Below are 24,329 nucleotides of genomic sequence, written 5' to 3' on the forward strand. Positions count from 1 at the left end.
TGAATCTATGACAACTGGAAGACTATCATCAAATACAGTAACCGCTTCGTTAACGTTCATAGAACGTTATAAAATACATCATGTCCTGTTTTGGGCGGTGTATCATTTTACATGGTGGACCATATTCTCCGGAAGTGTAACAGAAGTGTTTCAATCCGTTACAGAACCTCATGGAATTGTAAAATATCTAGGATATGTCCTCTACCAAGCAGCTGGCGTTTATTTCTGCTTATATGTTTTAATTCCTAGACTACTTCAAAAAAGGAAATACATTGTTTTTTTCCTTTCTACAGTAGGTGTTGTAGTATTAATGGCCACATTGATTACCTCCAATTATTTTTTAGCGGCAAGGGTTGCAGATATGTCGGTATACGATTTGTTTAAGATTTCACCGGAAAGCCCCATTTCAATTTTTAAATACAATGCACTTCCTTCATGTGTTGGAGCCGTGACCTTGGGTATGAGTATAAAACTTACAAAGATTTGGATCGCTTCCCAAAAAAGGCAACAGGTCCTTGAAAAGGAAAAGCTTGAAACTGAGCTAAAATTCTTGAAATCGCAATTTAATCCACACTTTTTATTTAATACGATCAATTCAATATTTGTATTGATCAACAAGAACCCTGAAATGGCTTCTGAGTCATTGGTCAAGTTTTCAAGTTTGCTGCGATATCAATTGTATGAATGCAACAGTAATCAAATTCCGCTGCAAAACGAATTGGCCTATATTGAAAGTTTTATGGAGCTGGAAAGCCTTCGTCAAAACAATAATTTTGAACTTACATCCAATATTTCCAAAAGGGAAGGAGAACGTTTCACCATTGCTCCATTTATATTGATTCCCTTTATAGAAAATGCCTTTAAGCATCTTTCAGAGGATTTTAAACTTAAAAAATGGATGCGTTTGGATATCTATATGGATGGGAAAAAATTACAATTTGAACTTGAGAATAGTGCAAACTTTGAATTCCAAAACACATTGGATGAGATGCATGTATATGGCGGTTTAGGATTAAAAAACGTAAAGCGAAGATTGGATATTATCTACCCAGATTCCCATACCTTGGTCGTTACAAAAGGAAAAGATAGCTATTCGGTAAAATTGGAAATCGTTTTGCTAGGTGAAGAGGGAACCGTACTTAAAAAAGTAGGCGCATGATTAATTGTATCGTCATCGATGATGAACCCTTAGCGCGTGAGGGCATTATTAGCTACATTGAGCAATTGGATTTTCTGAAATGCGTAGGTACCGGAATATCTGCGCTTGATATTCCAAAGCTTTTGGGAAGTGGGGAAGTGGATTTGCTCTTCTTGGATATACAAATGCCCTTGATGAACGGTTTGGAATATTTACGATCCAATCCAAAACCTCCAATGACAGTTTTGACCACTGCCTTTCCCAACTATGCCATTGAGGGGTTTGATTTGAACGTCTTGGATTATCTTTTAAAACCAGTTTCCTTTAATCGTTTTTTTGCGGCTGCTACCAAGGCCAAACAGCAATTCGTACTTAGGCATCAGGATACTTTCTTGGCAAAGGAAGAGGAACAAAGCTGCTTTTTTATTAAGTGTGATGGAAAATATGAAAAGATATTTTTGGAAGATATACTTTTTGTGCAGGCGTTACAGAATTATGTTATTATTCAAACCGTAAAAAGAAAATATGTAAGTCTACTATTTTTAAAAAACGTGGAAGAAAGGTTAGATTCAACCAATTTTATTCGGGTACATAAATCATACATTGTTGCCATAGACAAAATTGAGGGGGTTGCCCAACACGAGATTCAAATAGGTTCTTATAAAATTCCCTTAAGCCGTAATTACAAGAAAGAGGTAATGCCAAAAATTTTGGGGGATAATCTTTGGAGTGGAAAGTAACTTTACGCCTATTCCGAATTAAACCCTACTTTATATTTAAAGTTTGAAATCTTCATCCAGAAGTATTACTTCTTCTTTCAGGTCCGTAAGTTTTATACTGTTTATTTCCCCAGCGCCCAAAAAGCGATAGCGAATACCCGTCAGATTCCCAATAGATTCATTGTAAGTTTTTGAAAACAGCTTTTTATCTTCTGCGAAAACGGTAAGTTGTTTTTCTGCTACCTCAATTCTAATGGTTTTCTCTGTTTCCAATGTGATACCCAAACCGGATAGGTCATGTTCTTTTCCGCTCAAAAAAGTTTCACTTAACATAATTCCAATTTCTGAGACACATCCTGGAATGGAAAAAGGAATGATCAGCGAGCTCTTTGTTCCCATAATAACAATGGATACATGCTGACAAACGGCCCATTTGTCTCGATACGCATTTTTTATTTCAGTGGCTAGTTTAAAATTGTCTCCAGAGACTTTTTCAAATGCTTCAATAAAATGGAACGAGGAAATCAAAGGTTCATCGCTCTCCATAATTTCGTTGATGCTATGGGTGGGTAGCGATAATTTATTGGAGTTTAAATGCAGTTCCTTTACATATTTTGGAATTGGGCTATAATCAAGTGTTCCCAACCAACCATCACTTTTAATATAGAGGTCATGCTGCTTTATTCGATTACCATCAATTAATAGTCTTGCCCTAAAATAACCTGGATAATAGTAGATGCCTGTTGCTTGTTTTTGTTCAGGTTTTATTTTGATAGTTTTTGTTTTGTCCCAAAACTGTTGAATATGGATACTGTCAGATTGCACTCCTTTTAAATCAAAATCAAAAACAACGGAATTGGGAATGCCCTCTGCAATTGGATGACTTGAAAATTTTATCTGTGAAGAATCAAAAGCAGCATTGTTGTTTCCAATGCCAATCATTGAGAAGAAGGAAATAAATACAAGTGTCATAACAGAAGCCGATATCGTAATGATTCTCATGTTTGGGGCAATCTTGCGGTCAAACCATGAGACTTTTCTAATGGTTTTATTGCTTTTAAAATCCCTCCAGTTATGATAGCCTGCAAATTGAGCCAATGCATTCAGCGTGCTGATACTTGGGGCGTTCTTATAATCTATTCTCCCCCAAACTCTCTTTAATGTGGTTGGACTTAAAAGTACATGGATTTCTTTCTCTATAGCTTCGCTTAATTCAGTGAATACTTCATTGTGCCATTTTGCTGAATTGCCCCAACCCAACTTGTCTTCAATTTGTTGAAGACACTTATCAACCGTTTTATGTTCTGCGTATAGTTTCATTTAGGGTACAAACATCCTCAAAATAAATATAATTGTCCAATAATGATTCGGATTGCACCAACTTGTTTCACTTTTTTAAGGCAATTATTTTGAGTTTAGCTTTAAAACAAGAACAAAATGAAACGAAGATCCATTTTTATCCCAAGTCTGTTTATATCGCTATTTTTCACACAAGTAATTGTCTCACAAGAAAGTATACCATTGGATACGTTACATTGGAAAATCGAAGCCAAATCATATGTTTTGGAAACCTATAAGGACCAGGCTTCGATTTATCTTCAAAGAGGGGCGATTACACTTAAAGATGAGACTTTTTTAAACGGCACCATAGAATACGATATACATTTAAGGGAAAATGTACGGGGATTTCCAGGTGTACATTTTAGAGTGAATGATGCAAACGCCGAAGAATTTTATATTAGGCCGCATCAATCGGGTAATCCAGATGCAAATCAAGCAACGCCCATAACGAATGGAATAACCCCGTGGCAGTTCTACTTTGGCCCAAAATATTCCTTTCCCTATCACTATAAATTTGACGATTGGACGCATGTGAAATTAGTGGTGAACAATGATCGAGCACAGGTGTTTTTGGATTATTCGGATACTCCCAATCTCTCATGGAAGCTATTTCACAAGGTCAAAGCTGGGGAAATACGACTTACGGGTGGAGGTAATCAGGCGCTGCATATTGCGAACATCAGTATAGATAAGGAAAAAGATACGCTTAAGGATTTCATGCCCATTGAACGGAAACCTATTGAGGGATTAATTCCAAACTGGGAAATATCGGATAAATTTGAAGAATCATTACTAGTTGACCATACTAAACTCAACGATGTTATTGAATCAAGGACATGGGAAAAAGAAATTGTGGTAGAAGAGGGAACTGCAGCAAACATTTCAAGAAAGGTTGAGTTGCGTGATGGAAAACCGGGAAATACTGTTTTTGCAAAAATTACCATTCATTCCGATAGACCCCAGACAAAACTATTTGATTTTGGATATTCCGATAGGGTTATGGCCATTTTAAACGGTCAGCCCATTTATAAAGGCACCAACAACTTCCGATCTAGGGACTATCGGTATTTGGGAACCATAGGTCTGTTCGATGCAATTTATCTTGACCTAAAAAAAGGAAAAAACACACTTCTCATGGCGGTCTCTGAAGATTTTGGAGGATGGCTTATTACCGGAAAATTTCAGGATAACTCGGGTATAAAAATCAAATAAGTGAAATGGTTTTTATCTGATGTAGTAGACTTGAACATAATCCAGAAATGTATAGTATAGCTATATAGAAAAGTTAAAGTATAGGCGATTTAAAACAACTTTGTGTAACTTAAGGTCAACGATAAATCTATGTGCTATGAGAAAGTTGTTCCAATTTAGTTTTTTGCTGTTACTTGGATTGATTTTAGGCTGTTCCTCAACATTCAAAACGAATTATAACGCAGCAAAAAAGGAAGCCTTGGATACTATGGTGGCAGAAAGGACCTTTGAGATTGTGTCGCGTTCCGCATTGCCTTTGGCTACAAATAGCTTAAACAGTATCTCCAATGCAGGTTTGTTGCCGTTAGGTAGTACAGGAAACCGGGTTGATTTAACTACCACCCCCAATTATTTACGAATTATTGGAGATAGTTTAGATGTTTTTCTTCCCTATTTTGGAGAGCGACAAATGGGAGGGGGGTACAATAACACAAATGTTGGAATAACGTTTAAGGGATTACCCAAGAAATTTGAGATAACCCAAAATGAAAAAACGCAAGGATATACCATGAGTTTTGTAATCAAGAATCAAGGGGAAAGCTACACAGTGACCACAGAATTGTTTCCAAATCATAATAGCTCAATCAATGTTATCAGTACTCATAGAACACCCATAGGGTATAACGGAAAGATTTCTGAATATTCAGCTAACGAATGATTTTTACCATTCAATAGGCTTAAAAGACTGCCCAATTTTCAAGCGTTCCTTTGATTTAAGAACAATATATTCTTCTCTTTTTTCTTTCTCCATGGCAAAGATTTGATTTTTGTTCACAATATACTTTCGGTGTATTCTTATAAAATCTGGATGTAATTGTTTTGCCAATACTCCAATACGGTTCCTTTGCAAATATTTTTCTGTTTGTGTATAAAGATTAAGGTAATGTCCTTCAGCTTCAATCCAATGAATCATTTCCAATGGAATCGTAACCAATTTTCTGCCCTTATACACCTCAATGGTTTGTTTTTGGCTTTTTTGGAAGTAAACATATGCAGCAGATGCTAAAACAAAAAATAAATGGTATAGGGCTTCCCTTCCATAATAGTATCTGGCATAATCGGAATCTATATAATTTTCAAAATATCCTAAACTATGCAGGATAACATTTGATAGTACATAAAAAAGCAGCAAAACAAGTAATGCGAAGCCGATATTCAATATCCAATACCATTTTTTGTAGCTGTTCTTTATTTTTTTTTGAATTTGAAGGCCAAGTACAATTACGGGTATAAATAAAAGAACGGAAACACTGAGATAAATTATTGATGTCCAAATACTATAGCTTGAATGATGACTGTATCGAATGATATTCTGTACAAGAGTGATGATGAAGATTAGGGTTAGCAGTGCTATTGATAAAAAATAAAACCTTTTTTCATTGGCTATAAACTGCATTGAAATAGGAAATTAGGAATGACACATTGTTTCAATATCATTAATCACAAATATAGGCTATTAACGATTTTGTCCTTATTTATCCAAAAATCCCCTTAAAATGAGTTTCGGTCAACCCTTTTGATTTTAACCATTTAGCCAATTCTTTGCGTTCACCTACTTCAGCATGGTGCAATAGTGTAAAGCCATGGGGTCCAGGAGCATTGAGCAAATTTGAATGATTCTGTACTAGTTTTTTAACAATCTCGCCATACCCTAAAAAAGCGTAGTTAAAAATATCCAGTCTAGCACCTTTACCTACTAGATAATCTGCTACATCTCGTCTACCCATATGCGATGCACCTCCAATAGCGGTTTCAAAATCTCCCTTTTTGAATTGATTGGTACAGTTAAGCAATAAAGGGTGCTTCTCAAGAATTTTTCGGGTATCTTCAAGACTTTTATGGGCAGCGAATACAAATGCTTGAATCAATTCCTTGTCAAAAACCTCTTCCTGGTTTGTATGCGAATTTGCCATTAATAAAGTTGGAGCACCTATGGCCATGGTTCCAATAATAAAATTGTTTTTAAGAAATTTCTTTCTGTTCATGATATGTGGATTTTTGATTGAGATACAAATAACAGGGAATCTAATAATTTGTTCGTTTCTCGAATGAACATTTGTCCTGAAGTCGTAGTAAAACGACATAAAAGTTCCCATAAAAATTTGCTCTTGGCCAGATGTTTTGAATATCAAGTTTGGAAATGCATTATGGTTTTTTGGGTATCTTTAGACAGCTCATTAAGCTTTAACCATGAAAAAGTGTATTTACCTAGTATTAGTTATCATTCCAATAATTGCCTGTAATCCTGAACCCAAAAGCCTTCTTATAGGAAATACGCTTGATGGTTGGCATATTGATGTTCCGGAAATGGATTCCGTACCTAGTGCAAAAAATCCATTTATCATGAAGAATGGTAACCTCATAAGTCTTGGTACGCCAAGAGGACACCTTATTTCAGATGCAGTCCATAAAAATTATCGATTAACAGTGGAGTATCGATTTACAGCTGAGCCGGGCAATTGTGGGATATTGGTACATGCGTCCACACCTAGGGCACTTTACAAGATGTTTCCAAAATCTATTGAAGTGCAAATGAAGCATAAGAACGCTGGTGACTTTTGGGTGATTGTTGAAGATATTGAGGTAGACAATATGGAGGAACGCAGAGGTCCTAAGAATGAATGGGGAATTACTGAAGGCAAAAAGCGAAGAATCACCAATTTAACTGATGATTCGGAAAAAGAATTAGGTCAATGGAACTCAATGACCATAGAATGTCTAAATGATGAGATAAAAGTTTGGGTAAATGGAGACTTCGTAAATCATGGGCATAACGCCACAGCCACGATGGGGCAAATTGCGATTCAGGCTGAAGGCTCTGAAGTGGAGTTTCGAAAAATTGATTTGGAACCTATTTCAAAACTTACCAATTAAAACCCTTCGATCCTAATAAGACTATGTTTGGAAAAATCACTTGCATACTATTGTTGACTATGTTCCTCTTTTCTTGCAATGAGAAAAAAGAAGAAACAAAGAAAAAAAATGACGAAAATCTAATAGAGACAGATTTACCGTTAATGAACCTCAATTTACCAGAAGGCTTTAAGATAAGTGTTTTTGCAGAAGGTATTGATGGAGCACGATCCATGACAATGGGGGATAATGGAACTCTTTTTGTTGGTACACGTAATGAAAAACAGGTATATGCCCTTCAAGATCTGGATGGAGATTTTAGAGCGGATACTATTATCACTTTGGATACAGATCTGGAGTCACCAAATGGAGTTGCTTTTAAAGATGGCGCTTTATACGTTGCGGAGGTAAGTAGATTACTCAAGTACCAAAACATAGAGGAACAATTATCAAATCCACCAAAGCCAGAGGTTATTTATGATGATTATCCTACTGAGTTCCATCATGGATGGAAATATATCGCTTTTGGTCCAGATGGAAAATTATATGTTCCTGTGGGAGCTCCATGCAATATTTGCGATTCCACAACGGTAGATGAACGTTATGCGACCATAACTCGAATGGACCCTGATGGAAGCAACAGGGAAATTTATGCAAAAGGCATTCGCAATACTGTTGGATTTACATGGCACCCAGAAACCGAACAGATGTGGTTTACGGATAATGGTCGAGATATGATGGGTGATGATATTCCTCCCTGTGAGCTTAACCGTGTAGACCAGGCTGGGCAACATTACGGATACCCATATTGCCATGGTGGAACAGTTAAGGATACCGAGTTTGGTAATCAATTCCCTTGCGAAGACTTTGTCCCCCCGGTACAGCAACTTGGAGCTCATGTCGCACCTTTAGGAGTAAAATTTTATACAGGAAACATGTTTCCATCCTCCTATAAAAACCAGATATTTATAGCAGAACATGGCTCATGGAACCGATCAAGCAAGGTGGGATATAAAATCTCCTTGGTACGCCTTCAGGATAATGAAGCAATAAGTTATGAGACCTTTATAGATGGTTGGTTGGATGAGGAAAGTCAAGAAAGGTTTGGCAGACCTGTGGACATTTTGTTCTTGGAAGATGGTTCAATGTTGATTTCAGATGATTTTGGTGATGCCATTTATAGGGTGAGTTATAGCGTTGACGGCTGAAAGATTAAGAGGTTTACTATTGTGCGTGGTAGAGTTGACTATCTTTCATAAAAACCATTGACATAGTTGTCCGCTATTCTGCTATTAGGCGTCCTACAAGTATTTGGAAAATCAAAGAAATACATGCAATCTGGAAGTCCATTGGTCAGTGTTAATCTTACCCAACCGCTACTTTGTCCACTAAAATCACTGTATCCGTATCGAGCAGACAGTTCAGAGGGTCTTCCCTTACTGTCCCGTAAGCTAACATGAACATCTGAGGTGCTGCCAATTATAAATTCATTGGACATCCATCTTCTGGATTGGTCTTTTATCAAATCTTCCATGAACAATCTAAAATCGTGATCACCAGTGGGGCCAACTCTGACTTGCGGATTTTCCGTTTCCAAAACCTGTTGGATGGATGGATTGTCCATAGCGAACAGTCTAAGGTTTTCGGCAAACTTTTGAAGCCCAAGACCATCACATTTGTTCATTAGGAATAGTGCAGCCATATCCTGTTCGGCTTTTCGTGAATTTTTCAATAGTTCTTTTAGGTCGTCCGAAGGATTATCATGGGCAGTGGTATGAAAAATGCTTCGGAAGGATTCCCCAGACTTAAGTTTGTCCAGAGCTAATTTTGCTTCATACATTTTCGAATCAGCATGAAGTCCTGTCCCAACAGATGTCCATTCTGCACATAATCTGTGGGTTTCAATACCATATTCATTAGTGATAACCTCTTCAGAATCACATTTTGGTATTGCAATCTCAACCTTATCTGGAGGTAAAGAACCCTTACACCCCATTCCATAGGCATTGAGATAAGCATTGTATAAAATAACGAACTTTGTATTGTCCCTACCAAAGGGAATATCTGAAAAGTTTCCCTTGTGTATGTTGCTAAGTACATTTTCAAAATACAATCCTTTTGTTGTAAAAATATTTTGTCCATGTGTTATATATGAAATTGATGCCATAAGGAAAAACAGGATTATCCTTAAACCAGAAAATTTCTGAAAGACTTTTTTAGTTGTTATTTCTAAATGTGGACGTATAAATTTTCCCAAGGCACTATAAATTGTTAAACTTACCCTATAAAGATAGTTAGATTGGCATACAACCCTAAAAATATCGGAGACTAATACACCCTTAAATCAAGAAAAGAAGCCTATATTGTTTTTAAGACTTCCCATTACATGAATTCAAAAGTGAGGGAGTTCCAAAATTGATAATTATTTGATTTGAAAACGCTAAAAAAATATCTGAAACGAATGTTGGTTGTCATACTTTCTCTAATAGGAATATTAATAATCGCCTATCTCCTTTTCGTAAACTTCTACCCAAGCTTTGGAGGTGATATATCTAAAGAAAGACAAAAAGAATATGAAAAGTCAAGAAACTATAAGGATGGTAAATTTGTAAATCAGAAAGACGTCCCAAAAGATTTAAGTTTTGGCGAAACGGTCAAACTTGCCTATGCGTTTTTTACTACCAAAGTTCCCAACGGGCGGCCAAAGCAAAACCTAGAAGTTGAGAAGTTGGACTCTCTAGAAGTTGCCGATTATAAGGGCGGTTCTCGTCTCATATGGTATGGTCATTCAGCTTTCCTACTCCAGATGGATGAAAAGAATATCCTTATTGACCCTATGTTTGGAGAGGTAGCAGCGCCCCATCCGTTGTTGGGTGAAAATCGTTTCAACAGGGAAATGCCATTAGCCATTGAGCAACTCCCAAAAATAGATGCAGTGCTTATTTCACATGATCATTACGACCATTTAGATTATAAATCCATTATCAAGTTAAAAGATAAGGTAGAAATCTTCTATGTTCCCTTGGGTGTTGGCGTTCACTTAGAAAAATGGGGCATTAAAAAGAAAAGCGTAGTTGAATTGGACTGGTGGCAAGAAGTTAACTATAAAGGTTTGCAGTTTGTATGTACGCCAGCGCAACATTTTTCTGGACGAAAATTTGGAGGTAATCAAACTACACTATGGAGTTCTTGGGTTATAATATCTGCAACTGATAGACTGTATTTCAGTGGAGACAGTGGCTATGGAAATCACTTTAAGGAGATTGGAAAGAAATACGGACCCTTTGATTTTGCTATGATGGAGTGCGGTCAATACAACACTAGGTGGCCAGATATTCATATGTTTCCCGAAGAAACTGCCCAGGCGGGTTTGGATGTAAGTGCCAAAATAGTAATGCCTATTCACTGGGGTGCTTTTAAATTAGCCTTACATTCTTGGACAGATCCTATTGAGAGGGTTACCCAAAAAGCAGATGAATTGGGACTTCAGCTTGTTGCCCCACAGATAGGGGAGGTGATTAGCTTAAATAAACTAGACCAAAGAGTAACAGATAAATGGTGGTAATTAGGAAAATAACACCAATTAAATAAACATCTTACACTTTTTTCTCCAATCATCAATACGCTGTGGCTTTCAATTGAATAAAAAAATATTCAAGGCATCCAAAATTGCTATACCTCCGTATATAGGACATCACATTTGTGAGATGATACAATAACGGAACACTAATTTTAAATTCATTTTTCTTGTGAAATCAACCTTACGGTCATGGCCTTTAATGGTACTGATTTTCTCGATGCTATGTTTTTCACCATCCATTAAAGGACAAGAGGAATTACATTACACTGGTCCTTTTCAGGTGGGTAATTATACCGGAGAGGTAGATTACACCTATCAAATCAACAACGGGGATACACTTCTTCAGGGCCCTTTCAACTTCCGGCGATCAAATTTGGGAGCGTTATTGAATCAAAAGGACAAAACATTTTCTTTTTCTGGGGATTTTATCGATGGATACCCTAATGGTCCATGGCAGTTTCTGTTTGGGGAATTTGAATCGGACAAAAAAACAGAAGTAGTAGGCTATCAGTACCGAGTCAATATCAATGGTATTCAAAAAGAGGCCAAGGGTAACATTTCGATGGGAAAACCAGATGGTCTATGGACCATTTCGGAAGCTCTAATAGCGGATTCCAAAATAAAGGAAACCTTGTTTCGGAGTACCATCAATTATGCTGATGGTGTACCACAACAAAGTTTTCGGATTGAATATGGGAAAAGTACCCTGGTAGGACGTTTTTTAAGAAATGGATTGGCCCATGACGATTGGACCATGTTTGGGGAAGGCTCAACAGAGACCTGGACATTTGATGATGGGGTGTTGACTGATATTCAATTGGGAACAGAGGAGGAGCGGAAGTCCATTCCAATATATCAAGAATCTTTTGGTACGTTCAAAATCATTAATCTTGACACCCGTTTTTCACAATTGTTAAAACTACAATTGAGCGAGAATGATGCACATTCCTTACAGGAAGGCATCACCATGGTTTTGGATGAAAATGCCTCACATTACAAAAAACTGGATGATATTCTTTCCCAATTGGGGCCATCAGAATTTATGCCCATGTTTAAGGTAAAGGTACCCTATGCACCTCTTGATTCAGTAGAGAACAAACAACTTGTAAAGATTAAAAATAGCTATGAGGATGCCCAAAGATTAGCCAAAGGGCTATTGGAGAACACGCAGTTGAATCTATTAAAACGGTCAGATAATGAAGCACAGTTTTTATATGAGGTGGTGCAGCATTTGAATACCTTTTTTGTTGGTCCATTGAAAAAACTGGTATCCTACCAACAACAGGATGTGTTGGATTATGCAACGCGTGAACAATTAATGAATCATTTATTTCCCGAAGGTGTTCCTTCCAAGCGGGTTTCAGTGTCTCAGGGTGTAGAAGAACTACAATTCTTTGAACTTGAGGATTCTGATAATTATGAGTTTGAAGCACCAGCGTATGAAAGTCTATCGCAAATAGCCCAATACGCCAACGAAAGTTTAAGGCATATAGCCGACCTGCTGTACAAAAAGGTTGAAAATGAGCAGCAACAGCAAGAGTTTGTAACCTTAGAGGCCCGGATGATTACCCAAATTAATCAATTGAACCAAGTGATTGATAGCACGGAAGCTTCAGGCAAAGTATTGCAGGCTATGGAAAGCATTAAAACACAAGCTGAGAACAACTTAAATTCCTACTCGACCTTAGCAAAAACTGAGGGAAAATTGGAAAATGCACAATTGCTTGTAGGCTGTTTGAACACCTTTCAAAATTTGGCGCAAAATATTGGGTCGCTTCCCCAAAAAGCGTTGGAAATCCAAGAACTATATAAGGATGCGGTTTGGAATCCCTTTATGGCCAATATAATGGATGAAGAAGTAAAAAAGCGCATTACCATTGCTTATCACAACGTATTGATACCCCATATTTTGAAACAGGTCAATAGCGATCTGGGTTGTGACAAGGCAATTGTGTTAAATCGCTTGTTGGTTAATCTACATAATCGAATGCTTCAATTGCGAGATGAAGATACCGCAAAACTGGAACGCAAGCTGCGAAAGGAAAGGAATCCAAATACCGTCATGGAATTGTTCAACCTTCAACCCTTGGAAAAATAGTGATGAAAAAAATCATAAAACATTCCATGTGGGTTGTGGTCCTATTTTTATTGATAGGGACGGTGCAAGCCCAAGAAGGAGAGGTGTTGCCCTCTGAATCCGAATACAAGGACCCAAAAACCAAGATTTGGTTTAATACCTATGGAAATATTCGAATTTCCAAACGGTTGTTTTGGGATGCGCAAACCCATTTTCGATTTGAAGAGAGTAAAAATACGCCATGGATTGGTCAAATAGGGCAGGTTTATAACCGTCATGCCATTGGATATATCTATTCCAAAAAAGTAAATTTCAGTTTGGGGGGCGTGCTCCGTGTCAACTTCAATACCGATGAGGCATCGGAAGACCGTTCCGTAGTACCTGAATTTCGGATTTGGCACCAATATCAATTTGCCATGCCGCTCTATAATTTCATGATCTATCACAGACTGCGCATAGAGCACCGTTGGACGCAGGATTTTCCAGATGAAAGCGAATATATTTTTAGAAACCGATGGCGTTATATGTTCAGGGCCAAGATTCCGTTGAGCAATTACAAACTGGAGCCCAAGACGTTATATGTGTCTCCGGAAGCAGAGCTTATCATGCAGAGTGGCAAGGCGGTGGTGGCCAGCCCCATGGAAGATTTGCGATTGACCGCTACTTTGGGCTACATTTTAACGCCCAGACTTACGGTTGCGGCAGGTATGATGTATTCACAGGGTCAGACCTTGGAAAATGGTGGTATTTACAAACAAAATTGGACGATGCGGTTCCATGTATATTTCTCACCGGACATTCGGAAGGTAAAAAATAAGCTGCCCGCCATCCATTTTGAGGATTAACATCGTATATGTAGCGTAGTCATTCAAATCCATCATGAAAAAACAACATTTCCATCAGTTCCTATATCTTGTTTTAGTATTGAGCATTGGTCTTACGGTCTTTTATCAATTCAAGGCAAAAGATTTGAAAAATCAACTGCTTACATTAGAGTCTAGGCAAACAGAACAGTTTGAAAACAGTAGGGTTGATCACAACGAACTCAATGAAATAGATGCCTTAATTATTGACGGTGATGATTATAGCGGAGCCTTACGGGCATATCAAGAAAAATATCAGGAACATCTTACTGAAGAGGAGAGAGAATTGGAACTGCGAATTGCTTTGACACAAAAAATGATGGCCTTACGAGCGCAATCAAACCAAAATTTGGAAAATGAGGAACTACAACAGAAGGTGGATTCCCTAGTTGCGCTTCAAACATCAGCTCCAAAGGAAATCCAACAATATGATTCCCTGTATTTTGCCATGGAAAAGGCCAAGGTACAGATCGCAATGATACAAAAACAACTTAAGCATAAAACCGCTGGCGAGTATCTTACTTTTACAAATGCCAAGGGAAGTCAAATGCACTATGTGGGTCAGGTTAAAAATGGCAAGGCGAATGGCTTTGGAGTAGCTATTTTGAGTACAGGAAGCAGATATGTTGGTGACTGGAAAGACAATCAACGGAACGGAGAGGGTTCCTTTTATTGGGCAGATGGAGAATACTACACAGGACACTATGTCAACGACAAGCGATCCGGAAAAGGTACCTATCATTGGCCAAATGGGGAAAAATTTGTTGGGTTTTGGAAAGATGATGAACGCACTGGCGAAGGCGCTTTTTATGGCAAAAAAGGTGATTTAGTGGCCAGTGGGGTCTGGAACCATGATGAATTGGTCGTTACCAATAAGCCGTAGGTAACATAGCAAGCTGGAAAACCATATTTTGTTGCAAGCGTTTTTCTATCCTTATCCAAAAATTCTTACTGCCTTATATTTTTTGTTTTTTTATTTCCTATCTCAGCACACTTTACGTTTCCGAAAAGCAGTAGTACTGGTATTTCCTTTAAAAAATAAGAGTCTACCGCAAGTTTTTTCGAAAATAGTTATCTAACCATATTGAGGTTTAAACTTTAAATGGAATGATGAAACTAAAATTTATTTTTCTGGTTGTATTAGCGAGTAATTTGATGTTTTCGCAAAAGGAAAGGACTAAGGATAAAGACGAAGACAAGCTATCTTATGAGGCCTTACTTGATGGTGATATGGTCGTTGTGAAACTCAGTTCTAATCATCGAGAAACAATGATGTCTATGTTACACCGTGGGTTTAGTGTCTATTTTGATGTAAAAGGAAAAAAGAAAAAAAACGTCGCTGTAAAATATCCAGCGGAAACAGCACGTCCAGATAGAGAGCAAAGACCAGAAGGACAGACAAGAGGGCAAAGACCAGAAAGACAGACTACAGAGCAAAATGAAGAGGAAGAAGATAAAGGTCCGGATATGATGGAGGTCATAAACAAGCTCCCCAGGACAGCCGAATACACTTTTTATGATATGACACAGGATATTCACTTGGATATCAACGCGATGAACATCGCTATAACCTATTCGTTTATAGAGCGGGAACGTATCCTGAATTACGAGTTGCGAATTCCCAAAGATGCTATTCTAAAGGATAGTCAGGACCTGTCAAAATTGACTATTGGTATTGTTTCAACAAAGCTTGAGGAAAAGGAAGGAGGTCGTCCACAAATGTCCATGAATATGGGCGGGGGCGGTAGACAAGGTGGTGGTCCTGGTGGAGGCGGCGGCCGAGGAGGAGGTTCTGGAGGTGGAATGGGTGGACCCCCATCTGGCGGAAATGGCGGAGGCTCTCAACAACAGGGACAACGTCCACAACCAGAATCATTAAATATTTGGTTTAAGGCAAACCTGAATCCTTAGATCTCCCATGCTTTTCTAATGATTTCCTTGCCCAGTTGGGTATGATTATCAAGTAATTGTGATGTCTTATTGTTTGAATTGGATATATTTGGATTAATGGATTTCAAATAAGCCACTGTGTTTTTTAGCAAAAATATACCTAACCGTCGAACAATTTTAACCCACTAATGAAAAACAAAACATTCCTCTGTCTTAACATTTTGTTACTGCTTAATTTTCATGTGGATGGCCAAATCGAAACTAAAGCCAAAGGTTTTGATATAAACAAAGAAGCTGTGTGGTTAAACCTTTTTGCACAAGGTGAACTTGGAACTACCTATGAAATCAATGCAGACCATAATGACGCCCAGAAACTATTTGAAATAAAAGGCAATCGCACAGAAGTACTATACAATTGGCCAGATGGTGAAGCACCCTTTGGGATGATCAGCACCATGAAGGAATATAGCCGTTTTAATTTGGAGTTTGAATATAAATGGGGTAATCGCAAATTTGCTCCAAGAGATTCTGTAAAACGCGATGCAGGGGTACTTTTTCATTGCAAGGGCCCAAAAAAAATATGGCCATCTTCCTTGGAATGTCAGGTGCAGGAAGGCGATACTGGTGACCTATGGGTCATAAAAGGCCCGAAGATTACGGTAAAGAATCCGAATGGGACCCAAAGAGAAGTAGATGCATCTGGGGAAAAAGAGTATCAACGCAATGTGAAGTTCAATGACTATGAAAAGGAAGGGTGGAACCATGTAAGGGTAGAAGTGCGTGGTGCCGAGACCGCTCGATTTTTCGTCAATGGTCACCTTGTTAATGAGATAACAGACTTTATCTCTAAAGATGGAAGTCCCTTAGATTCGGGATATATTACCTTTCAAGCTGAAGGTGCCGAATTGGTTTATAAAGAAATACGGATACAAAATTTAGAATAGCTTTCTCAGTTGATGATGGTTTTCTGTCATCACTCTCCTCAACTCAATTTAATGTACATACAAGAACTTGCTTAATTAGCATATCGCATATGCGATAAGCAATGAATAAACATTTATTAACCGACCGACGAAGGTAGGAGGGGAGTATAAAGTGTGTGGAATGGTATTTACACTAAAAGGTCTGAACCAAAAGTATACTTTTTTGGACCAAATGATAAATCCATTGATATAATGATACGGTAGTTTTGAAGTATAACTAATAAAATAGAGATGATGAAAACAATCAAATTAATCTTAATCCTAACAGTAATAACTACAAATTATGCCGTAGGTCAACAAGAACAAAATCAAGAAATAACAAAAAACAACGATACTATGAAGACCTATGTAATTGAACGTATTATTCCAGGAGCAGGAGATTTAACAACAGAACAACTAAAAGGAATCTCTCAAACATCTTGTACTGTACTAAAAGAAATGGGTTCAATGATAACATGGCAACATAGCTATGTTACGGGAGATAAAGTGTACTGTGTTTACAAAGCGGAAAATAAAGAATTGATTGAAGAACATGCCAAAAAAGGAGGTTTTCCGGCAAATTCAATAAGTGAGGTGGCAACAACGATTAGCCCAGCAACAGCAAAACTGTAAATCAAATCGCTTTTTTCCAAGAGGTTATCGATTTTAAAGGCGGCTTCTTATTTTTTTTATTGACTACCTTAACTAAAAATTAGTCACATGCCAATATATATGGATTTGCATGATTTACCAGATGGTATTACGGCAAAAGATATTGCAGAAATGCATCAAGAAGATTTAAAAATTGAACACAAATATAATTGTCGCGGATTAACCTATTGGTGTGATGAGCGAAGGCGAACGGCATTTTGTTTAATGGAAGCTCCTAGCGAACAAGCGGTAATAGATTTGCACCAAAAAGCACATGGTGCAATTCCGCAACGTATTCTTGAAGTAAACGAAGCTATTGTTGAATCTTTTTTGGGTAGGATACAAGACCCCGTAAAATCACAGAATACCAGCCTCAATATTATTAATGATTCAGCCTTTAGAACATTAATGGTTGTTAGCTTAAAAAAGAAGGTTTTAAGAAACAAAGAATTTGAAACCTTAAATGCTGCTATTCGGGGTTATCATAAATCAATATCCAATATCGTTAGCAATCATAACGGACGTATCGTTAAAGAAAAATCAAATACCTATTTAATGTCCTTTGATTCCGTAACGAATGCAATTCAAAGTGCGATTAAAATCCCAGAGATTCATAATTGTGTGATTACTCCGGATTTAGAATTCAAAATTGGCATAAGTGCAGGTATACCAGTAACCAAAAAAGAGAGCATTTTTGAAGACACCATAAAAAGAGCTACTAATTTGGCATTAATATCAAAAGAAAAGGTATGTATATCAAATGAAGTTAAAGACCTGTATGAAAGTGAAAATCAAAATAATTCCATTCCTAACGAAATTGACTCATTGAATGTTCAAGAAGAAAAATTTGTTGCTCAATTGATGGAATATACGGAAGATAACTGGTCCCATTCAAATATGACGGTAAGTGACTTTCAAAAAAGTTTAGGATACAGTAAATCCAAATTATATCGAACCATGATGGCAATACTGGGAAAATCACCTAATAGCTTTTTAAAGGAATACAGATTAAACGAAGCACTTCAATTATTGGACAAGCAAAATTCAAATATTTCTGAAATAGCTTATAAAACTGGATTTAGTAGCCCGGCTTATTTTTCAAAGTGCTTTCAGGAGCGATATGGTGTGCTGCCATCAAAATATAGTAAGCAAATAGCTTAGTACGATTTGCTTACCCTGTCAACGCGGTAATTCTTTTTTAGGATACAGGTTGATTTGTCGGATAGAATTATTCGCCCATCGTTTGCAAAACCTAGCCCCAAACTAGTTGGGGTCAAAAAGTAATCAATTCATGACATTTTGTTCCTAGTTTCAATTTGTTTGCTGTACTTCACAAACAAAACGCGACATATGTCATTTCGAAAATTAGCAATAGCTTCAGTTATTATCTTGCTTTCGTGTGCTAAAGCGGAAAAAGAAGCACCATCAGGAACAGGCATTCCCAATCCAATTGAGTCAGACGAAATAATTGGCCCTTCACATGATTTTGAAATCAATACGGTTCCTATTGTAACTGAATTGCGTATTATTTCTTCTGAAGAGGGGAATACCTTTTCTTTTGATTTAGAAGATGATGATCCTGAAGTCGATGTAAAAATATATGGCCTTTCAATAGAAAATGGGGAGTACGTTGAGATTACTTCAGATTGGGCCGGGGATGTTGGTACGGGTATAGCACCGGGAGAGAATAAGATAATCCAATGGACGCAACAGGGAAGCACAGACTACAGTAAAATCAAAGTTGTAGCAAATGATGGACGGGACCGAAGTATTCCATATTTGGTCAACCTTGTTTCAAAACAGCGGATTATAAGTGATGTAGGTCAAATGACAGGTATACGACATTATCAAAGTGGTCCAAACCTTCTATCACAAACGAGGGACTACATAGACAAACAATTTGGGCAATATGGTTTATCTGTCGATAGACACACTTTTTCATGGCAATCCACCCAAGGAATAAATATCATTGGAAATCATCTAGGGAGTTCACCTAACTCAAATGACCTGTTAATAATTGCACATTACGATACTGTTGGAAATACCCCTGGTGCGGACGATAACTTATCTGGTACCGCCGGAATGCTCGAGGCAATGAGGGTACTTAGTCAATTTGAGTATAGTGAATCTATACGTTTTATCGGTTTTGATCTTGAGGAACAAGGCTTGATCGGAAGTAGTAGATATGTCTCAGAAATTGCCCAAAACCAAAACATCATGGGTGTCGTTAATTTCGAAATGATAGGTTATACCTGTAGAAGTCCCATTTGTGCAAATCTCCAATTAGCCGATACTTCAATATACAATATCGCCAATCCCAACTCAAGTACGTTGAGGATAAATTTTGACGAGAAGGGAAGTTCCTACGTTTCCAATTTAGGGATAGTTTCCGTTGAAGCAGATGGAGACCCAAACTTTAGAAGAAGCGATCACGCTCTATTTTGGGATGCAGGTATTCCGGCTTTGTTCATTACTGACGGGGCCAATTTTAGAAACCCTCATTACCATAAAAGTTCAGATAGTTTTGATACGCTGGATTTTGATTTCACCACCAAAATTGTTAAGACAGCGGTTGCAACAATTGCTTCATTAGCAGGAATCAAAACAGCGGGAGAGGCCATAATTGGTATTTAGATTATGTAAACGACATATTTTTTCCGATAAATTTGTTTGGGCTTTTAGGTTTGAGCCTCACTAAGTCTTAAATAATCTCGAATCGTATCTTTATAGGATTCACTAATATTGACTTTATCGCCATTGGACATGATCAAAGCATACGTATTCCTGTTTCTTCTGTTTATTTCTAGAATATGATCAATATTTATCAGGGAGGACCTGTGGACTCTTCTAAATAAGGTGTTGCCCAGCTTTTCATGAAACTGCGACATGGTTTCCCTGATGTAAAAAAAAGAGGTTTTTGTATAGACACGTAGATAATGACCATCGCTCTTTACCAAGATGATGTCTTCTAACTTTACCTTGGAGATGTTTCTCTTTAAGTCTTTAAGTAAAATAAATCTCTTGTTATTGACTTCGCTTTGCTCATACTGTTTTAAATATCTAGTTAGGTACTGGTTTCTTTCCAATACTATTTCGAACGTAATGGGTATTATACCCAATTTCAACGTGTTCCATTGAATCCTCCAAAAAATCTCCAAAAAAGATAATTTGGACATATCCATACTAGCAAACATGGCATTGAAAAAACCAATTTGAAAAAGAATAATAAAGCTCGCAATCAATTCCAATTGATTGTTCCATTTTCCTAGTTTAAATGCTACATAGTATTTTAGAAACGAATTGACAAACACCGCTATAAATGTGATAACACCATATTTAATTCCCACTTTTATAAGCCATTCTTGTGGAGCTAAATGGAGACCAAATGGCTTATAGATTAGAAGAAAAAAGGTGACAAAAAGTCCGTAACCGAATGCAATCAAGAACCGATACCTAATTGCTTTTTTATAGCGATAAGGTTGTTTTAGAAAGTTTTTTATTGGCAATTGCCATTGGAGCTTAGGCATAATTTTGTAATCACGTGACCTTTCAGCCATTCATCAAAAAACCAGTCTTATACTAGATAGACCTTGTTCAATTTAATAAAAATAGTATTCCGATACGAAGCTGAGGCCAAAGTTATTTAAACCCACTTCGCCTTTAAGTCTTTATAATTTGTTTTCCAATTGGCTACTGATAGACCAAGGCACTGCGTAATTAAAAAGATTACATATGAGCCGTCTACACCAAAACTTTAGGCTATTCTGTTTCTAAATTTATCTATCAAGCCAAATCATCTCCAATTGAATTTTATCTTTACCATCTGGAAAGTACAGAGGTATAAATTTTTATGGATACTAATTTAACGTTAATAGCCGCAGGTATTGGTGCTGTTCAATCCATGTTGTTTGCGATTCTGATTATAATCAAAAAGAAGAACAAGAAACATGATTGGCTATTGGTTGTTTGGTTCTTGGTTTTTTTCATACATCTATCCCTTGCAATAAGTAAACAGTTCCAACATTTCGCATTACAGGATGAGCTCATATTGAACATGAGTTTTTTGCACGGTCCTTTATTCCTCTTTTATGTAAAAAGCTTGAAGCAGCAAGTTTTGACAAAACTTGATTATATCCATCTCTTGCCCTTTTTACTGTTCTTGGTACTCAGTATCCTTTTCCTAAATAAGCTACAGCAAGTTTGGGGTATGATTGTTCTCGGACCCAAGCTTGTATCGCTTACGGCTTATCCCCTTTACGTACTTACCGTTGTGTTATCAAAACCCGACCCTAAGGAGGTCTATTTACAAAATGCGCGATGGATAAGAGCTATTGCCTTTCTGTTCCTGCTCAGCACTGGAATAAGTATACTTAGGATGGTATTGGAACTTTCACTGGGTATTCAATATTTCAGATTCTGGGATACCACAAGATATGTAGTTCTAGTAATAATCATTGGTTTTTTTGGGCTTAGGTACGGAACGCTCTACCAACCGGTATCCCTTCGGCACAAAGATGCTAAAAAATATAAAACCAGCCCGCTCAGGGAATATGATATCGAAAAAGTAAAAATTGACTTAGAACGTATTTTTGATATGGATAAACCTTATCTAAATCCCGATTTTTCTTTAGAAGAATTGGCCAACTTACTGTATATCGCCAAACATCATCTCTCACAGATCTTAAATTCTGAAATGAACACCAATTTTTACAATTTGGTCAATCAAAGAAGAATAGAACACTCCATCGAAAAAATAAAGCAATGTACAACACTGGGTCTTACAATTGAAGGTATTGGATACGAGTGCGGTTTCAGTTCAAAATCTTCTTTTTTCAATAATTTCAAAAAAATTGTTGGTCTTACGCCAGGTCAATATATCAGAAAAATCAGTACTGCTTAATTAAGGGCTATTCAATGCTCGAAAAAAATACACTCTTTTGTATTCAGATTACCAATGGGTATAGCCCTAATTGGTAAATCGGGTTAAATAGTATTGGAAATTAATGCAATAGGTACCGACCCATTCCTTTAGGAACCGTGATTCTTTGGATGCTATCCATTCAGCAAAAAGTCCCAAATACTATATTTAAATAACAATTGATATTCTATCGAAAATGAAAAAAAGAAAATTTCTCAAAGGTATGGGAGCTGCCACCGCACTTCTTTTTACAAATCCATTTGAAACTTTAGGACAAGCTGTAATGATGCCGGGCACTACAAAAAAAACAGCATTGGTATTAGGCGGAAGGGGTTTTATTGGACCTTCAATAGTTCAATCCCTATTAGCTAATGGATATGAAGTTACCTTGTTAAACCGAAATAAGACCAATACACATCTTTTTAATAATTTACCCTTGATCGTATGTGATAGGGAAAAGGAGGATAAAGCTGGCCTAAAATCGATTGATTCCAAGTACGGAAAAACCTATTGGGATGTAGTGGTCGATACTTGGCAGAAATCACCAAAAGCAGTTTCAGATTTTTTGGATGAATTTAAAGATCAGATAGGGCATTACCATTATATCTCAACTGTTTCTGTTTATGATAAATGGAATAAAAAATTTATTGTTGAGACGGAACCCTTAAACCCCCTTCCCAATTTCCCAAAAACTATCAAAGAAGAGTATCGATATGCAATTCGGAAAACATTGGCCGAAGAGGCTATAAGAGAACGCATAGCTAATTACACGATATATCGATCTCATGGAATGAGAGATTTTAGAAGTTCTAATCCTAAAAAACTAATTGACGAACCATTTTGGCCTATACGTTTTTATAGAGGAGGGGAAATTTTACTGCCTAATGTAAAGAATCATCACATGCAAATGACTGATGTTAAGAGTATGGTTAATTTTATTATACACTGCTCAAACCATAAAGTGTTTGGGGAATATAATATTGCTTGTCGACCAACGCTATTTAAGGATTATGTTTCCAGTTTAATACATGCAACTAAAAAGCCTGAAAAGTTGCATTGGATCGATGGAGATTTTTTAATTGAAAATGGGCTTATTCCTTATAAGGTAGTACCGTTTTGGAGGACACAACCCCAAGGCTCGTATTATTTTAATGTACAAAAGGCAATTGAGGCAGGTTTTGAGCATAGACCTTTGGTAGACATGATAACTGACCAAATAAATGGATATAGATATAGACATCCAAATGATGATGTGAGATTTGGAAAGCAGGCCGACGGTACCATGAAGTGTTATTCTCCAGACCAAGAGAAAGACATAATTAAGAAATGGAAGTTGAAAAATGGTATTGATTGAAAACTTCATCCTTGAAGATTAGACCAATAATATTTAAAGCAACTTCGCCTTTATGTCTTTGTATTTGGTTCTTCCGATGGGGATGCGTTCGCCATTCTTCAACTCAGCCATATATTTACTTCCAGATGAAACATTAATTTCCTTTACCTCAGACATCTTCACTAAATATGATTTATGTATCCGTTCAAAAGAATAGGATAAGAGTTGTTCCAGTTTTTCAAGGGATTTATCATGCAATTCTTTTCTTCCATCCGTTAAGAAGAGTTCGGTGTAGACGCCAGCACCTTTTATATAAATAATATCCTCAATAGGCACTAATTGCATTCTGCCCTTTTTTTTTATTCCCAAAAATCTGATTTTACTGTTTTCCACCTTTTCTTTTGCGGTTGCCCTATTAAAGGCTTGGGCCAACCTGTCTTGGTTAAAAGGTTTGGGAACAAAATCTAGAACACCATGTTCAAAGGCGGTAATAGCTTGGTCCTTATAAGCGGAAATAATAATAGTATGAAATGATTCGGACACTGCTTTTGTCAAGAGGTCAAACCCATTATCACCATTAAGATTCAGGTCCAAGAGAACCAGGTCCAACTCACTGTTTTCAATATGACGTAATGCTTCGTGTAGTGTATTTATATGTTTTAGGGATTGCAGTGTACTTCCAAAAATGTCACGAGTCATTCGTTCAATTCTTTTGGCGATTCTTAATTCATCTTCAACAATTAAAACGTTCAT

General features: G+C 37.1%; 23 protein-coding genes. 17 read left to right on the forward strand and 6 right to left on the reverse strand.

From position 1 onward, the window contains the following. Positions 1–7 precede the first annotated feature (7 nt). Both AAY42_RS03585 and AAY42_RS03590 read left to right on the forward strand, forming a co-directional pair. Positions 8–1,159, forward strand: a complete 1,152-nt coding sequence (locus AAY42_RS03585) for a sensor histidine kinase (protein WP_082433313.1) — start codon at positions 8–10, stop codon at positions 1,157–1,159. Continuing rightward, on the forward strand, positions 1,156–1,878 hold the full coding sequence (locus tag AAY42_RS03590) for a LytR/AlgR family response regulator transcription factor (RefSeq protein ID WP_055392630.1): 723 nt from the start codon (positions 1,156–1,158) through the stop codon (positions 1,876–1,878). Before AAY42_RS03585 ends, AAY42_RS03590 begins: the two co-directional genes overlap by 4 nt. Before the next feature lie 36 nt (positions 1,879–1,914). On the opposite strand, the gene AAY42_RS03595 is transcribed toward AAY42_RS03590, so the two are convergent. Next, positions 1,915–3,177 (reverse strand): hypothetical protein, encoded by a 1,263-nt coding sequence (locus AAY42_RS03595; protein WP_055392631.1) that lies wholly within the window; start codon positions 3,175–3,177, stop codon positions 1,915–1,917. A gap of 117 nt (positions 3,178–3,294) precedes the next feature. Between AAY42_RS03595 and AAY42_RS03600 the strand changes: the two genes are divergently transcribed. Both AAY42_RS03600 and AAY42_RS03605 read left to right on the forward strand, forming a co-directional pair. Beyond that, the gene (locus AAY42_RS03600; protein WP_055392632.1) at positions 3,295–4,410 is read left to right on the forward strand and encodes a hypothetical protein; all 1,116 of its coding nucleotides are present in this window, start codon (positions 3,295–3,297) and stop codon (positions 4,408–4,410) included. Between the two features lie 136 nt (positions 4,411–4,546). Further along, positions 4,547–5,107 carry a DUF4251 domain-containing protein gene (locus tag AAY42_RS03605; protein ID WP_055392633.1) on the forward strand — a complete coding sequence of 187 codons (561 nt, stop codon included), beginning with the start codon at positions 4,547–4,549 and terminating at the stop codon, positions 5,105–5,107. 3 nt (positions 5,108–5,110) lie between these two features. Here AAY42_RS03605 and AAY42_RS03610 read toward each other — a convergent pair whose 3' ends face one another. Then, positions 5,111–5,845: a LytR/AlgR family response regulator transcription factor gene (locus AAY42_RS03610; RefSeq protein WP_055392634.1), complete on the reverse strand. Its 735-nt coding sequence runs from the start codon at positions 5,843–5,845 to the stop codon at positions 5,111–5,113. A gap of 79 nt (positions 5,846–5,924) precedes the next feature. Further along, a complete protein-coding gene (locus AAY42_RS03615; RefSeq protein ID WP_055392635.1) occupies positions 5,925–6,434 on the reverse strand; it encodes an ankyrin repeat domain-containing protein in 510 nt (169 codons plus the stop codon). Positions 6,435–6,639: 205 nt separating this feature from the next. On the opposite strand from AAY42_RS03615, the gene AAY42_RS03620 reads away from it, so the two are divergent. Both AAY42_RS03620 and AAY42_RS03625 read left to right on the forward strand, forming a co-directional pair. After that, entirely contained in the window at positions 6,640–7,323 is a 684-nt protein-coding gene (locus AAY42_RS03620) for a 3-keto-disaccharide hydrolase (RefSeq protein ID WP_055392636.1), read from the forward strand. 59 nt (positions 7,324–7,382) lie between these two features. Continuing rightward, positions 7,383–8,510 carry a PQQ-dependent sugar dehydrogenase gene (locus tag AAY42_RS03625; RefSeq protein WP_245625585.1) on the forward strand — a complete coding sequence of 376 codons (1,128 nt, stop codon included), beginning with the start codon at positions 7,383–7,385 and terminating at the stop codon, positions 8,508–8,510. Positions 8,511–8,548: 38 nt separating this feature from the next. Here AAY42_RS03625 and AAY42_RS03630 read toward each other — a convergent pair whose 3' ends face one another. Continuing rightward, a complete protein-coding gene (locus AAY42_RS03630) occupies positions 8,549–9,469 on the reverse strand; it encodes a hypothetical protein (protein WP_055392638.1) in 921 nt (306 codons plus the stop codon). Positions 9,470–9,733: 264 nt separating this feature from the next. Between AAY42_RS03630 and AAY42_RS03635 the strand changes: the two genes are divergently transcribed. The 9 genes from AAY42_RS03635 (at position 9,734) to AAY42_RS03675 (ending at position 19,959) form a co-directional block, all read left to right on the forward strand. Then, positions 9,734–10,867: an MBL fold metallo-hydrolase gene (locus AAY42_RS03635; RefSeq protein WP_313777870.1), complete on the forward strand. Its 1,134-nt coding sequence runs from the start codon at positions 9,734–9,736 to the stop codon at positions 10,865–10,867. Positions 10,868–11,051: 184 nt separating this feature from the next. After that, positions 11,052–12,980 (forward strand): hypothetical protein, encoded by a 1,929-nt coding sequence (locus AAY42_RS03640; RefSeq protein WP_139063636.1) that lies wholly within the window; start codon positions 11,052–11,054, stop codon positions 12,978–12,980. Positions 12,981–12,982: 2 nt separating this feature from the next. Then, positions 12,983–13,804 (forward strand): DUF2490 domain-containing protein, encoded by an 822-nt coding sequence (locus AAY42_RS03645; RefSeq protein ID WP_055392641.1) that lies wholly within the window; start codon positions 12,983–12,985, stop codon positions 13,802–13,804. A 34-nt stretch (positions 13,805–13,838) separates the two neighbouring features. After that, a complete protein-coding gene (locus AAY42_RS03650) occupies positions 13,839–14,705 on the forward strand; it encodes an MORN repeat-containing protein (RefSeq protein WP_082433314.1) in 867 nt (288 codons plus the stop codon). 224 nt (positions 14,706–14,929) lie between these two features. Beyond that, positions 14,930–15,733: a hypothetical protein gene (locus AAY42_RS18215; RefSeq protein ID WP_055392643.1), complete on the forward strand. Its 804-nt coding sequence runs from the start codon at positions 14,930–14,932 to the stop codon at positions 15,731–15,733. A 167-nt stretch (positions 15,734–15,900) separates the two neighbouring features. Then, positions 15,901–16,656: a 3-keto-disaccharide hydrolase gene (locus tag AAY42_RS03660; RefSeq protein ID WP_055392644.1), complete on the forward strand. Its 756-nt coding sequence runs from the start codon at positions 15,901–15,903 to the stop codon at positions 16,654–16,656. 270 nt (positions 16,657–16,926) lie between these two features. Next, positions 16,927–17,307, forward strand: coding sequence for a DUF4242 domain-containing protein (locus AAY42_RS03665; RefSeq protein WP_245625586.1), 381 nt, complete (start codon positions 16,927–16,929; stop codon positions 17,305–17,307). An 87-nt stretch (positions 17,308–17,394) separates the two neighbouring features. After that, the gene (locus tag AAY42_RS03670) at positions 17,395–18,486 is read left to right on the forward strand and encodes a nickel-binding protein (RefSeq protein WP_055392645.1); all 1,092 of its coding nucleotides are present in this window, start codon (positions 17,395–17,397) and stop codon (positions 18,484–18,486) included. Positions 18,487–18,675: 189 nt separating this feature from the next. Then, a complete protein-coding gene (locus AAY42_RS03675; RefSeq protein WP_055392646.1) occupies positions 18,676–19,959 on the forward strand; it encodes a M28 family metallopeptidase in 1,284 nt (427 codons plus the stop codon). Positions 19,960–20,003: 44 nt separating this feature from the next. On the opposite strand, the gene AAY42_RS03680 is transcribed toward AAY42_RS03675, so the two are convergent. Next, positions 20,004–20,852, reverse strand: coding sequence for a LytR/AlgR family response regulator transcription factor (locus AAY42_RS03680; RefSeq protein WP_175288718.1), 849 nt, complete (start codon positions 20,850–20,852; stop codon positions 20,004–20,006). 323 nt (positions 20,853–21,175) lie between these two features. Between AAY42_RS03680 and AAY42_RS03685 the strand changes: the two genes are divergently transcribed. Together AAY42_RS03685 and AAY42_RS03690 are read left to right on the forward strand one after the other, a co-directional pair. Beyond that, positions 21,176–22,225: a helix-turn-helix domain-containing protein gene (locus AAY42_RS03685; protein WP_055392648.1), complete on the forward strand. Its 1,050-nt coding sequence runs from the start codon at positions 21,176–21,178 to the stop codon at positions 22,223–22,225. A 214-nt stretch (positions 22,226–22,439) separates the two neighbouring features. Next, on the forward strand, positions 22,440–23,597 hold the full coding sequence (locus AAY42_RS03690; RefSeq protein ID WP_055392649.1) for an NAD-dependent epimerase/dehydratase family protein: 1,158 nt from the start codon (positions 22,440–22,442) through the stop codon (positions 23,595–23,597). A gap of 33 nt (positions 23,598–23,630) precedes the next feature. Here AAY42_RS03690 and AAY42_RS03695 read toward each other — a convergent pair whose 3' ends face one another. Next, on the reverse strand, positions 23,631–24,329 hold the full coding sequence (locus AAY42_RS03695) for a LytR/AlgR family response regulator transcription factor (RefSeq protein WP_055392650.1): 699 nt from the start codon (positions 24,327–24,329) through the stop codon (positions 23,631–23,633).

This window comes from Flagellimonas eckloniae, from assembly GCF_001413955.1.
Taxonomy (GTDB): Bacteria; Bacteroidota; Bacteroidia; order Flavobacteriales; family Flavobacteriaceae; genus Flagellimonas; species Flagellimonas eckloniae.